Source organism: Phaeobacter sp., from assembly GCF_022825805.1.
GTDB lineage: Bacteria > Pseudomonadota > Alphaproteobacteria > Rhodobacterales > Rhodobacteraceae > Phaeobacter.
This window is the reverse complement of sequence record NZ_JAJDWC010000031.1, coordinates 26,010-38,871: the sequence shown is the minus strand read 5'-3', so window position 1 is coordinate 38,871 and position 12,862 is coordinate 26,010. Positions and strand designations below refer to the sequence as shown.

At 59.5% G+C, this 12,862-nt stretch carries 11 protein-coding genes; all 11 read left to right on the top strand.

Translation table 11 applies throughout. The features are described from left to right. Positions 1 to 20: 20 nt before the first annotated feature. Positions 21 to 1,304 (top strand): ferredoxin:protochlorophyllide reductase (ATP-dependent) subunit N, encoded by a 1,284-nt coding sequence (locus tag Q0C28_RS03580; protein ID WP_293573297.1) that lies wholly within the window; start codon positions 21 to 23, stop codon positions 1,302 to 1,304. Further along, positions 1,301 to 2,854, top strand: a complete 1,554-nt coding sequence (gene bchB / locus Q0C28_RS03575) for a ferredoxin:protochlorophyllide reductase (ATP-dependent) subunit B (protein WP_293573278.1) — start codon at positions 1,301 to 1,303, stop codon at positions 2,852 to 2,854. Before Q0C28_RS03580 ends, bchB begins: the two co-directional genes overlap by 4 nt. After that, complete coding sequence (locus tag Q0C28_RS03570) at positions 2,844 to 6,392, top strand: cobaltochelatase subunit CobN (RefSeq protein ID WP_293573277.1); 3,549 nt, start codon at positions 2,844 to 2,846, stop codon at positions 6,390 to 6,392. The genes bchB and Q0C28_RS03570 overlap by 11 nt, the downstream gene beginning before the upstream one ends. Positions 6,393 to 6,422: 30 nt before the next feature. Further along, entirely contained in the window at positions 6,423 to 7,316 is an 894-nt protein-coding gene (gene bchL / locus Q0C28_RS03565) for a ferredoxin:protochlorophyllide reductase (ATP-dependent) iron-sulfur ATP-binding protein (protein ID WP_293573276.1), read from the top strand. Next, positions 7,313 to 8,002 carry a magnesium protoporphyrin IX methyltransferase gene (gene bchM, locus Q0C28_RS03560; RefSeq protein WP_293573275.1) on the top strand — a complete coding sequence of 230 codons (690 nt, stop codon included), beginning with the start codon at positions 7,313 to 7,315 and terminating at the stop codon, positions 8,000 to 8,002. The genes bchL and bchM overlap by 4 nt, the downstream gene beginning before the upstream one ends. Then, positions 7,999 to 9,441, top strand: coding sequence for a PucC family protein (locus Q0C28_RS03555; protein WP_293573274.1), 1,443 nt, complete (start codon positions 7,999 to 8,001; stop codon positions 9,439 to 9,441). The genes bchM and Q0C28_RS03555 overlap by 4 nt, the downstream gene beginning before the upstream one ends. A 15-nt stretch (positions 9,442 to 9,456) precedes the next feature. Continuing rightward, positions 9,457 to 10,203, top strand: a complete 747-nt coding sequence (puhA, locus tag Q0C28_RS03550; RefSeq protein ID WP_293573273.1) for a photosynthetic reaction center subunit H — start codon at positions 9,457 to 9,459, stop codon at positions 10,201 to 10,203. A gap of 78 nt (positions 10,204 to 10,281) precedes the next feature. Further along, positions 10,282 to 10,911, top strand: a complete 630-nt coding sequence (puhB, locus tag Q0C28_RS03545) for a photosynthetic complex putative assembly protein PuhB (RefSeq protein WP_293573272.1) — start codon at positions 10,282 to 10,284, stop codon at positions 10,909 to 10,911. Then, entirely contained in the window at positions 10,908 to 11,375 is a 468-nt protein-coding gene (gene puhC / locus Q0C28_RS03540) for a photosynthetic complex assembly protein PuhC (protein ID WP_293573271.1), read from the top strand. Before puhB ends, puhC begins: the two co-directional genes overlap by 4 nt. Positions 11,376 to 11,387: 12 nt before the next feature. Continuing rightward, positions 11,388 to 11,684, top strand: a complete 297-nt coding sequence (locus Q0C28_RS03535; protein ID WP_293573270.1) for a hypothetical protein — start codon at positions 11,388 to 11,390, stop codon at positions 11,682 to 11,684. Further along, the gene (gene acsF, locus Q0C28_RS03530; protein WP_293573269.1) at positions 11,681 to 12,805 is read left to right on the top strand and encodes a magnesium-protoporphyrin IX monomethyl ester (oxidative) cyclase; all 1,125 of its coding nucleotides are present in this window, start codon (positions 11,681 to 11,683) and stop codon (positions 12,803 to 12,805) included. The genes Q0C28_RS03535 and acsF overlap by 4 nt, the downstream gene beginning before the upstream one ends. Positions 12,806 to 12,862 lie beyond the last annotated feature (57 nt).

Here is a 12,862-nt window from a genome sequence, read left to right as displayed (position 1 = left end):
CCAAAGCGCACGCTGCCCCTATGACCTCTGCTCCCGTACCTGCCTCGCGCGGCTGCACCGATACGCCCATCCTGCGCCAACGCGGCCAGCACGAAGTGTTCTGCGGCCTGACCAGTATCATCTGGCTGCACCGCAAAATGCAGGATGCGTTTTTTCTGGTCGTCGGCAGCCGCACCTGCGCGCATCTGCTGCAATCGGCAGCGGGCGTCATGATCTTTGCGGAACCGCGCTTTGCCACAGCCATTCTGGAAGAAGCGGATTTGGCCGGCATGAACGACTCCCACGATGCCTTGGATGAGGTTGTCGCCAAACTGCTGGCCCGGCGCCCTGATATCCGTCAGCTGTTTCTGGTGGGCTCCTGTCCGTCCGAAGTGATCAAGCTGGATCTGGCCCGCGCAGCCGAACGCTTGACCCAGCATTTCGCCCCCAATGTGCGGGTCCTAAACTACACTGGCTCGGGCATCGAAACCACGTTCACCCAGGGCGAAGACTGTTGTCTCGCCGCCATGGTGCCGGTTCTGCCAAACACCAATCCCGCCGATCTGATCGTGGTCGGAGCGCTGCCTGACGTGGTCGAAGACCAGATGATGCAACTGCTGGCCAATTTGGGTTTGGATCGGGTTGCCCTGCTACCCGGGCGCAACGCCGGGGTGGATCCACATATCGGCCCCAACACCCGTTTCATTCTGACCCAACCCTTCCTTGGCGAAACCCACGCAGCACTGTGCCGTCGGGGCGCACGCCATATCGCTGCGCCCTTCCCATTCGGGGAAGCAGGTACCACCGCGTGGTTGCAGGCCCTTTGCCGCGCGTTCAACATTTCTGACAATCGCTTCGATGAGGTCACCGCTGCACCCCGCGCCCGTGCGCGCCGCGCTCTGGATGCACATCGGGCAACCCTGGAAGGAAAATCCGTCTTTTTCCTGCCTGACAGCCAACTCGAGGTGCCTTTGGCCCGTTTCCTGGCTGCCGAGTGCGGCATGACACCGATTGAGGTTGGCACCCCCTATCTGCACCGCGACTTGGTTGGTCCCGATCTGGCGGATCTGCCCGGCAACCCGACCCTGTCCGAAGGGCAGGACGTGGATCTGCAACTGGACCGGGTGCGCAAAGCGCGACCAGATCTGACGGTTTGTGGCCTGGGCCTCGCCAACCCGCTGGAGGCAGAGGGGCTGACAACCAAATGGGCGATCGAACTGGTTTTCACACCGGTGCATTTCTACGAACAGGCCGGTGATCTGGCCGGGCTGTTTTCCCGTCCGCTACGGCGCAAGGCGCTGCTGCATCTGGAGGCCGCAGAATGAAGCTGACGGTCTGGACATACGAAGGCCCACCCCATGTGGGGGCGATGCGCGTCGCAACTGGTATGAAAGATGTGCATTTCGTCTTGCACGCGCCGCAGGGCGACACCTATGCCGACCTGCTGTTCACGATGATCGAACGGCGCAATCATCGCCCCCCGGTGACGTTTACGACCTTTCAGGCCAGAGATCTGGGCGCAGACACTGCCAATCTGTTCAAGACAGCAGCCCAGCAAGCGTTTGAGCGCTTTACACCCAAAGCAATGATCGTTGGCGCCTCCTGCACCGCGGAACTGATCCAGGACGATCCGGGCGGGCTGGCCGAAACCATGGGGCTGCCGATCCCTGTGATCCCGCTTGAACTGCCGAGTTACCAACGCAAAGAAAACTTTGGCGCTGACGAGACCTTCTACCAGATCACACGCAGCCTGGCTGTCGCGCAGCAAAAATCGGAAACCATCAGCTGCAATCTTCTGGGTCCAACGGCCTTGGGATTTCGCCATCGCGACGATGTCGAGGAGCTGCGCCGGCTGCTCAACAGCATGGGCATCACAATCAATGTCGTCGCCCCGCTCAATGCCAGCCCGGAGGATATCGCGAGACTGCCAGCCGCGCATTTCAATGTCTTGATGTATCCAGAAACCGGCGAAAGCACCGCCCGCTGGCTCGAGCGTGAATGTGATCAGCCCTACACAAAGACCGTTCCAATCGGTGTTGGTGCGACCCGTGACTTCATTCGCGAGGTGCAACATCTCAGCGGGATTGAACGCACACCAGATCAGAGCCATCTGCGCCTGCCCTGGTGGTCTGCCTCCGTCGACAGCACTTATCTTACGGGCAAGCGAGTCTTCATCTTTGGTGATGCAACCCATGCCATCGCTGCGGCCCGGGTTGCACGCGATGAAATGGGCTTTGAGGTCTGCGGGCTGGGATGCTTCAATCGCGAATTTGCCCGCCCGGTCCGGGCTGCGGCACAGCAGTTCGGTCTCAATGCGCTGATTACAGACGATTATCTAGAGGTTGAGGCGGCCATCGAAGCCGCGCAGCCAGAGCTGATCCTCGGCACTCAGATGGAACGCCACATCGGCAAGCGGCTTGGTATTCCCTGTGCTGTCATTTCAGCTCCTGTTCATGTTCAGGATTTTCCTGCGCGCTATTCTCCGCAGATGGGTTTTGAAGGGGCCAATGTCTTGTTTGACACCTGGATCCATCCGCTGGTGATGGGTCTCGAAGAACATCTGTTGCAAATGTTCCGGGATGATTTTGAGTTCCACGACGCTGCTGGACCGAGCCATCATGGCCATACGGCCCCGCAGGCGAATACACCGGCGCAAGCACCGTCAGTGACACCACCAATCCCGGTCCCAGAGCCCTCCGCCACCGCAGGTGCAGAGATCATCTGGCTGGATGAAGCAGAGCGCGAGCTGCGCAAAATTCCATTTTTTGTGCGCGGCAAAGCCAAGCGCAACACCGAGAGCTTCGCCCAGGACCGTGGCGTCACGCAGATTTCCGTCGAAACCCTGTATGAGGCCAAGGCGCATTTTGCTCGATAAACCGCAGATATCCCCAAGGGCTCAGCCCTATCGCGTGGTGATCATCACGCTGGATGCCCATGCGGCGGGGCCGGTTGCGCGGGCTTCCCTTGCCTTGGCGAAGGATTTCCCCGGATTGCAGCTGAGCGTGCACGCCAGTGCGGAATGGGCCGAATGCGCCGCAGCAAAGGAAAAAGCCCGCACAGACCTCCAGCAGGCAGACATTGTTATCTGCACGCTGCTCTTCCTGGATGAACATATCCGCGCCATCCTGCCGGATCTGCAAAACCGGCGCGACGCTTGCGATGCGGTTGTTGGGATTATCTCAGAAGATGCCATTGTCCGCTGCACAAAGCTCGGCGATCTGGATATGGCCAAGCCCTCTTCGGGTGTGCTCGGCTTCCTGAAAAAATTGCGCGGTCCAGTGAAAAAGACCAGCGATCCTGCCCGCGCCAAGATGCAAATGCTGCGGCGGTTGCCAAAAATTCTGCGCTTTGTTCCCGGCAAGGCCCAGGATCTGCGCAACTGGTTCCTGTGTATGCAGTATTGGCTGGGCGGGTCCGACGAGAACATCGAACAGATGGTGCGGTTCTTGCTGTCGCGCTACGCCTCTCGACCCGAATGGCGCGGCGCCGATGCAAACCTGCCCATCGAATACCCGGAGGTCGGATTGTATCATCCCGATCTGCCCAACCGGGTCTGCGAAGATATCGCGACACTACAAGTGCTTCGATCATCGGAACACGACAAGCCAACGGTCGGCGTGCTGATGCTGCGGTCCTATGTGCTGTCTGCCGATTGCGCCCACTACGACGCGGTGATCCGCGCCTTAGAGGACAAGGGGCTGCGGGTGATCCCCGCATTTGCCGGCGGCTTGGATGCGCGCCCTGCGATTGCGAAGTTCATGCAGGGCGACGTCGATGCGCTGCTATCTCTGACCGGGTTTTCGCTGGTTGGAGGTCCCGCCTACAACGACACAGACGCAGCCGTCGCCACGCTGAAAGTGCTGGATGTCCCCTATATCGCCGCCCATCCGCTGGAGTTCCAGACCATCGATTGCTGGCGGGCGTCCACAGGTGGGCTTGGTCCGGTGGAAACCACCATGCTGATCTCGCTGCCGGAAATCGATGGCGCAACCAATCCCACGGTGTTTGCGGGGCGGCGCAGTTCGGTTGATGTGCGGTCAGATGAATCAGATGCCCGCGCCTTGATGCCCATTTCTGAAAGAGTGGCAGCATTGGCCGAGAAGACCGAGCACCTCGCAAAACTGCGCCAATCAAAGGCCGAAGACCGCAAAACCGCTATCGTGCTTTATGGATTTCCGCCCAATGCCGGTGCGGTGGGGACAGCGGCGTATCTCGACGTATTCCAGAGCCTTTTCAACGTTCTGCGCCGCATGAAGGCCGAAGGCCATCAGATCGATCTCCCACAAAATGCAGAGGCATTGCGCTGCGCCATTCTCGAAGGCAACGCCGCGGACTTTGGCCAAAGTGCCAATGTGGCGGACATCGTCAGCGCAGACGAATTGGTCAGGACCAATCCATGGCTAGACGAGATCGAAGCACAATGGGGACCAGCGCCAGGGCGTCACCAATCGGATGGGCGTGGCGTCTATATCCTCGGACAGCATTTCGGCAGCGTGTTTGTCGGCGTGCAGCCCGTGTTTGGCTATGAGGGCGACCCGATGCGGCTGCTCTTTGAAAAGGGTTTTGCCCCCACCCACGCCTTTGCGGCCTTTTATCAATGGCTGAAACACCGTTTCGAGGCGGATGTTCTTCTGCATTTCGGGATGCATGGCGCGCTTGAGTTTATGCCCGGCAAGCAGGCTGGCCTGTCCGGGGACTGCTGGCCAGACCGGCTGATCGGCAATTTGCCAAACGTCTACCTCTATGCGGCGAACAACCCCTCAGAGGCCAGCCTGGCAAAACGCCGCTCCAACGCCATAACGGTCACACATCTGACACCGCCAACCGCCCAATCGGGTCTCTACAAGGGCCTGCAAGACCTGAAGGACAGCGTCACTCGGTGGCGGGAAACAGCGGCTGACGCACCAAAATGTCATGAATTGGAAGAGCTGATCAAAGCGCAGGCCGAAGCAGTCGATCTGACATATGACAACCTAGAAACACTGTGGCTACAGCTGCTGGACACGGAACAAGCCCTGATCCCCGATGGCCTGCATGTTGTTGGCGCACCGATGTCCGCAGATCAGCGACAGGCCGTTTTGGACATCCTGCCGGAGATGGACGAGGATCAGCGCGCCGACATGGATGATGCGCTGGCGCGCGACACCGAAACACCTGCGTTGATCCGCGCGCTTGGCGGCCATTTCATACCGCCTGTGCCCGGCGGTGACCTGATCCGTGCCCCGCAGATTTTGCCAACGGGCCGTAACATCCATGCGTTTGATCCGTTTCGCATGCCAACCGCTTATGCGCTGGCGGACGGCAAGGCACAGGCAGACCGCCTGCTGGCGACACATCCCAGCCTGCCACGGTCAATTGCGCTGGTGTTGTGGGGTTCGGACAATATCAAATCCGATGGCAGTCCGATTGGGCAAGCGCTGGCTTTGCTCGGGGCCCGCCCACGGTTTGATCGCTATGGCCGCCTCTGTTCGGCTGAACTGATCCCGCTGGAAGAGCTGGGTCGCCCGCGGATCGATGTGCTGATGACGGTTTCTGGCATTTTCAGGGACCTGCTGCCGCTGCAAATCCGCCTCTTGGCAGAGGCCGCGTGGCTTGCCGCCCATGCCGATGAACCCCTGGACATGAATTTCGTCCGTGCCAACACACTGCGCTATGCAGACCGCGTCGGATGCGATCAGGATACTGCGGCGCTGCGAGTGTTTTCAAACGCCGAAGGCGCATACGGCTCGAACGTCAATCTGCTGGTCGACGGATCCAGTTTCAACAACGAAGACGAGCTTGCCGATGCCTTCGAAGCCCGCAAGAGCTATGCCTATGGGCGCGATGGCAAACCGGCCCAACAGGCCGAACTGCTGCAACAGTCCCTCGCAGATGTCGAGGTCGCCTATCAGAACCTCGAAAGCGTGGAGTTGGGCGTCACAACCGTCGACCACTATTTCGACACGCTCGGCGGTGTGAGCCGTGCCATCAAACGCGCCCGTGGCAAGGACGCTGATGTCTATATCTCTGATCAGACCCGCGGCGATGGCAAAATCCGCACGCTCAAAGATCAGATTGCACTGGAAACCCGGTCTCGCAGTCTGAACCCAAAATTCTACGAAGGTCTGCTGCGCCATGGCCGCGAGGGCGTCCGGTATATCGAGGCCCATGTCACGAACACGCTCGGCTGGTCTGCAACAACCGGTCAGGTCGACCCTTGGGTCTATCAGCGGATTTCCGAAACCTTCGTGCTGGATGACGACATGCGACAGCGTCTGGCGACGCTCAACCCCGAAGCCAGCATGCGCATGGCCAACCGCCTGCTGGAAGCCCATGACCGCGACTATTGGCAACCCGACGCTGAAACCCTGGCTGCACTGCAAGGTGCGGCTGATGAAATCGAAGACCGATTGGAAGGGATCGCGGCGCAATAGCCGCGCACCCAACCGGAAAGGACTGCAGCAATGCTAGACAGATCACCGCCAAAAATACGGGGCCAGGACGGCGAAGGCTCGGTTCAGGTGCATCAGGATCCATCGATGAAAATCGAAGGCGCGAAGGTGTTTTCCATCTATGGCAAAGGCGGCATCGGCAAATCGACAACCTCGTCGAACCTGTCCGTGGCATTTTCCAAACTCGGCAAACGTGTGCTTCAGATCGGTTGTGATCCCAAACACGACAGCACCTTTACCCTGACGGGTCATCTGCAGCCGACAGTGATCGACATTCTGAAAGAGGTCGATTTCCACCCCGAAGAATTGCGCCCCGAAGACTTCGTCACCGTTGGATACAACGGCGTGCAATGCGTCGAGGCCGGAGGTCCACCGGCCGGCACAGGTTGCGGCGGCTATGTCGTGGGCCAGACCGTCAAGCTGCTGAAACAGCACCATATGCTGGAAAACACCGATGTGGTGATTTTCGATGTGTTGGGCGACGTCGTTTGCGGTGGCTTTGCCGCCCCGCTGCAGCACGCTGATCGCGCCGTGATCGTGACGGCCAATGATTTTGACTCCATCTATGCAATGAACCGGATCATTGCGGCGGTTCAGGCCAAATCCAAAAACTACAACGTGCGTCTGGCCGGCTGCATCGCCAACCGCTCGCGTGACACGGATGAGGTTGACCGCTTTTGTGACACGGTCGGGTTCAAGCGCATCGCCCACATGCCTGACATCGATGCAATTCGTCGCTCCCGGCTGAAGAAAAAGACGCTGTTCGAAATGCCCGACGAAGACGACATCGTCGCCGCGCGACTGGAATACATTCGATTGGCCGAAACGCTGTGGGCCGGGACGGAACCGCTGGCGCCCGCCCCTCTCCCTGATCGTGACATCTTTGAATTGTTGGGGTTCGATTGACACAGAGCGACACATATCTCACCACCCGCCAACGGGTAGAGCGTTACTTCGACCGCCAGGCCACACAAACCTGGGCACGGCTGACGTCGGATGCCCCTGTGTCCGGTATCCGTGCCACTGTCCGGGCCGGTCGCGACCAGATGCGAAACACGCTCTTGGCTGCGTTGCCCGACGACCTGATGGGATGGCGCATTCTTGACGCGGGCTGCGGCACGGGCACGCTCGCGTTTGATCTGGCCCACCGCGGTGCGGATGTTGTGGCGGTGGACCTGTCTCCCGCGCTGATCAACATTGCAGAAAGCCGCTGCCCTGAGCCGCTGCGCGGCCGCATTCAATTCGCCAGTGGTGATCTGACCGATCCCAGATGGGGTCGCTTTGATCATGCAATCGCAATGGACAGCTTAATCTACTACGACCGCCGGGATCTCGGTCAGACACTGTCGACCCTGGGGGAGCGGTGCGGCAAGGTTGCCTTTACCGTGGCGCCGCGCACCCCATTGCTGATGCTGATGTGGCGGGTGGGCCAGATGTTCCCGAAGTCGCAAAAATCGCCAACCATGGTGCCGCACTCTGTCGCCCGGCTGCAGGCTCAGATGCACCACGACGAGATCACCGGGCAACTGCGGGAAATCGACCGTGTGACCAGCGGTTTCTACATCTCCACAGCGGTGGAGTTTCAGCCATGATCCTGTCCCGCAACCATGTCAAAGCCCTGGGTAAGAGGTTCCTGCCTTTCTCGGACGCCGCATCAGACGCGTTCCCGCTGTCTGATCTGCTGCGGCTGTCGCTGTTTCAGGTGTCGGTTGGCATGGCGACCGTGCTGCTGCTTGGAACTTTGAACCGGGTGATGATTGTGGAACTCGGCGTGCCGACCATCATCGTGGCGGTCATGCTGGCCCTGCCTGTGCTGGTGGCCCCGCTGCGCCCCCTGCTGGGGTTCAAATCGGACACCTACCGCAGCAGCCTGGGGTGGCGGCGTATTCCATATCTTTGGTTTGGTTCACTCTGGCAGATGGGTGGATTGGCGGTGATGCCTTTTGCGCTCATCGTGTTGGGCGGGGATCAAACAACAGGGCCATCCTGGGCCGGCGAAGCGCTGGCGGCAACGGCGTTTATCGCAACGGGTCTGGGCCTACATATGACACAGACCGCCGGACTGGCCTTGGCTGCGGACCGCGCAAATGACACGACCCGTCCGCGGGTGGTGGCTCTGCTTTATGTCATGTTCCTGATTGGCATGGGAATTTCCGCCGTCATCATTGGCTGGTTGCTGACCGATTTCTCACAACTACAGCTGATCCGCGTCGTGCAAGGTGCCGCGCTGGCCACTTTGTTGATCAATCTGCTGGCCCTTTGGAAACAGGAACCGCTCGCCCCCACCAGCCGAAGTGCCACACCTGCCGCCAAGCCGCGGTTCCGTGATGCCTGGGCAGACTATGCCGCGGGCGGGCGGGCCGGACGGCTCTTGGCGACTGTTTTCGTTGGGACGCTTGCCTTCAATATGCAGGACGTTTTGCTGGAACCATACGGGGGGGCCATTCTGGGCCTGTCGGTGTCCAGCACCACATTGCTGACCGCCCTTTGGGCGACAGGAGCACTGTTCGGGTTTGCGGTGTCGGCCCACTGGCTGGGCCGGGGGCAGGATCCAATCCGCTTGGCCGCCCGCGGCGTGTTGATCGGGATTGCCAGCTTTTCAGCTCTCGTTTTTTCCGCCCCCATGCAGGCACCATCAGTCTTCTTTGTTGGGGTCTGCGGCATCGGGCTTGGTGCTGGGCTGTTTGCCGTGGCGACCCTGACGTCAGCCATGACACTGCCCAAACGCGGACTGACCGGTCAGGGCCTGGCTCTTGGCGCCTGGGGTGCGGCCCAGGCAACCGCTGCGGGTCTCGCCATTCTGGCCGGAGGCGGGCTGAAAGACGTCATCGGATCAATGGCACAGGCTGGCACGTTTGGGGCCACCTTGAACACGCCGTCCATCGGCTATGCCTTCGTCTACCACATCGAAATACTGCTGCTTTTTGCAACGCTCATTCTGCTGGCCCCGCTTGTTCGCCTGTCGTTCAAGCGGCCGATCAAGGCTGGCACTCACCCCGATAAGCTCGGCCTCGCCGAGTTTCCCAGCTAACCGGAGGACCACACAATGGTTGAAGTTAATTTCTTTGGCAATTTTGATCTGGCGAGCGCCGCCATATGGGGGTTCTGGATCTTTTTGGCGGGGCTGATCTACTACCTGCAGACCGAAAACATGCGCGAGGGTTTTCCTCTGGTCGACGAGGAAGGCAACCCAGCCGCCAACCAGGGGCCGTTCCCCCTGCCCAAGGACAAGACCTTTATCCTTCGGGATGGCAAAGGCACGTTGACAGTGCCCTCAGGCGCGCGCGGCGACCGCGACGAACTGGCCCTGGCACGCACCAACGGCGCTGGCGGCTTTCCATATGCACCAACGGGTGACCCAATGCGAGATGGCGTCGGTCCAGCCGCCTGGGCCCCGCGTCACAACACGCCGGAACTGGACGGGCATGGCCATGTCAAAATCGTCCCGATGCGTGTGGCACCTGAGTTCAAGGTTTCAGCCGGTCGCGATCCAATTGGACTGCCGGTGCTGTCCAAAGACGATCAGGTGATCGGTCATATCACTGACATGTGGGTCGATAAGCCAGAAGCGCTCGTCCGCTATCTGGAAGTGACCCTGGAAGAGGACCATGGCAAAGGCCAGCGCCTGATCCCGATGTCATTGGCCCGGATCAAACCCAAATGGGTGAAAGTCGCCTCGTTGCATTCCAGCCGCTTTGCCGGCGTGCCCAAGCCACGCAAATCAGACGAGGTCACGCTGCTTGAGGAAGAGAAGATCAGCGCCTGGTATGCGGGCGGGATCATGTATTCCTGAGCATTTGCCTGTCTGAGGCTTTGCCGGTTTGAAGCGGAGCCAACAAAGCCCGCTTCCCACCGGCAAAAGGAGACACTGATGGAACATAGTGATTTCAAAACCGAACCCGTACCTGGCCTGCCGGAGAAGCTGCCGGAGGGAGAACATATCCTCTGGCAAGGCGCGCCAAAGCCCTGGCAATTGGCGACCGAAGCCATGTGGCTCAATTGGGTGATCGGCTACTTTGCGGTGCTCTGCTTATGGCGGGTCGTCCTGTCGCTGCAGATTATGCCCTGGGACGCCGCCCTGCTGACGGGATTGCCGCCGCTTGTCTTGGGTGGTCTGGCGACCGTCGTCATTTATGGCATGGCCCGCCTGCAGGCGCGCGCGACCCTCTATACGGTCACCAATCAGCGTGTTGTCATGCGCATCGGGGCGGCGCTCACGCTCAGCATCAATCTGCCGTTCAACCGCATTGCTGCTGCCGATCTCCTGGCCAGGTCCAACGGTACCGGGACAATCGTTTTTGAATCCATCAGCGAAACCCGCATCTCCTACGCGATGCTCTGGCCTCACGTGCAGCCCTGGCAGATGCGACAGCCAAAGCCCGCACTGCGGTGCATTCCAGAGGCGCATCACGTCGCGGGTCTGCTCGCCGAGGCCGTTGATGCAACCATTGCAACACCACAGGTCGAGCGGAACGTCCCGCAGGAAGGAGCCCTGGCATGAGGTTGATCATCGACGCTGAAACCGAAGCAGCCACCAGACGCGAAAGCAAAGAGCTGATCCCAAAACGTCTGCTGCAGGCCATGGCGGGGCTAGTTTTGTTTGTGCTCGCTCTGGTTACCTTCGCCGTGGTGACGGAACGCCCAAAGCTGGGTCAGCCCAAAGCTGCAGAACTGCTCCAAAGCCGTGACATCATCCTGCAGGGTGAGGGCAACGCGGTGCAGATCACCGACCCGACCGGCACAATGATTGTCACCTCCGACAATGGCGGCTTCATCGCGGCGGTTCGCTCCGGTCTGATGTTTGAACGGCATCGCAACGGGATCGTGGGCAATCCCGCTGTTGAACTGCGCCAGTATGAAAACAAGCGACTGCAGCTGCACGACCCCGCAACGGGCTGGGAAATCGAACTCACCATGTTCGGCAGCGAAAGCACAGCCCGCTGGCTCGGCGTGCTGGACGGATAGAGAGGATAGATCATGGGATTTTTCACCAAAGAAACTGAAATGGCCCCCTGTACGGTTGAGGTCAGCCATCGCTTTGAAGAACTGAGCGCCCATGTGCGCCTGAACAATGGGGCAGTGATCCACCCCGGTGACGAAGTCATGGTCGACGGGCCACCGGTCATGGCGCCGTTTGGCGCCGTTGTGCGCGAAGATCGCACCGCCACAATCATTCGCGCATCCAAATTGGAGCAACTCTGGACCCGGCTGACCGGCGATCTGGAATATATGGAGCTCTGCGAGTTTTCCTTCTCAGAGGAGGTCACATTATGAACGTCCACACCAAACATTCTGCCGATGCCGAAACCGCCGAAGAAAGCCTCGCCTATCAGGAAGCCCAGGCGGTCAACGACAGTGACAGCGCCACTGCGGTCGCAATGCAAAACACCCTGTTGACCCCGCGGTTTTACACCACCGACTTTGACGAAATGGATGCGCTCAATGTCGAGCCTGTGCGCCAAGACTGGGACCTGCTGCTGGATCAGATGCGATCAGACCCGAACCGTGGCCATTTCAAGAAGAACGAAGACTGGGATCAGATCGACTGGGATGGAATGGAGCCCGAGCTGCGCAAGGAGTTCATCGACTTCTTGATCTCCTCTTGCACCGCTGAATTTTCAGGCTGCGTTCTCTACAAGGAAATGAAACGGCGTGGCACCAATCCAGACATTTGTGAATTGTTCAAGTTCATGTCGCGCGATGAGGCCCGCCATGCTGGTTTCATCAATGATGCACTTCGCGAGGCGGGTATTTCCGTGAACCTCGGGTTTCTCACTCGGGCGAAGAAGTACACGTATTTCAAGCCGAAATTCATCTACTACGCCACTTATCTCAGTGAGAAGATCGGCTATGCCCGCTACATCACGATCTATCGTCATCTGGAGGCCAATCCCGAATACCGGTTCCATCCGATTTTCAAATGGTTCCGGGAATGGTGCAATGATGAGTTCAGCCACGGCGAAGCTTTTGCCCTGCTGATGAAGGCCAACCCGCATCTGACCCGCGGTGGCAATGTCTATTGGATCAAGTTTTTCCTTACAGCCGTCTATTCCACCATGTGGATCCGCGACCACCAACGCCCGGCATTCCACCAGGCTTTGGGCGTGGATCCCGCGTGGTACGGGCAAGCGGTGTTTGAAAAAACCTCGGAAATCTCTCGTCAGATCTTTCCGATCACGCTCGATATCGATCACCCAAAGTGGCAGCCTTTGCTAAATGCCATGCAAGACGCCAATGCGGATCTGGATGCGGCGCGCAAAAGAGGTGGCATTGTTGGTCGGCTGAAAGCGGGCTGGGCGTCCGCACGTGCGGCCACGGCGTTTGCGCGATTGATGCTGATCCCCGCAATCCCCAATGAGGTGCCGGAGTCCGTGCGCCTGGAGCCTGCCTATTGATCCGCAGCCGGCATAACGACCCACAGGTTAGGGCCTGCTGCGAGCAAGGCGAGATGG

Coding starts and splice junctions, on each gene's coding strand:
- Q0C28_RS03580 (WP_293573297.1), top strand. CDS start 21: ATGACCTCTGCTCCCGTACCTGCCTCGCGCGGCTGCACCGATACGCCC.
- bchB (WP_293573278.1), top strand. CDS start 1,301: ATGAAGCTGACGGTCTGGACATACGAAGGCCCACCCCATGTGGGGGCG.
- bchL (WP_293573276.1), top strand. CDS start 6,423: ATGCTAGACAGATCACCGCCAAAAATACGGGGCCAGGACGGCGAAGGC.
- Q0C28_RS03555 (WP_293573274.1), top strand. CDS start 7,999: ATGATCCTGTCCCGCAACCATGTCAAAGCCCTGGGTAAGAGGTTCCTG.
- puhA (WP_293573273.1), top strand. CDS start 9,457: ATGGTTGAAGTTAATTTCTTTGGCAATTTTGATCTGGCGAGCGCCGCC.
- puhB (WP_293573272.1), top strand. CDS start 10,282: ATGGAACATAGTGATTTCAAAACCGAACCCGTACCTGGCCTGCCGGAG.
- puhC (WP_293573271.1), top strand. CDS start 10,908: ATGAGGTTGATCATCGACGCTGAAACCGAAGCAGCCACCAGACGCGAA.
- Q0C28_RS03535 (WP_293573270.1), top strand. CDS start 11,388: ATGGGATTTTTCACCAAAGAAACTGAAATGGCCCCCTGTACGGTTGAG.
- acsF (WP_293573269.1), top strand. CDS start 11,681: ATGAACGTCCACACCAAACATTCTGCCGATGCCGAAACCGCCGAAGAA.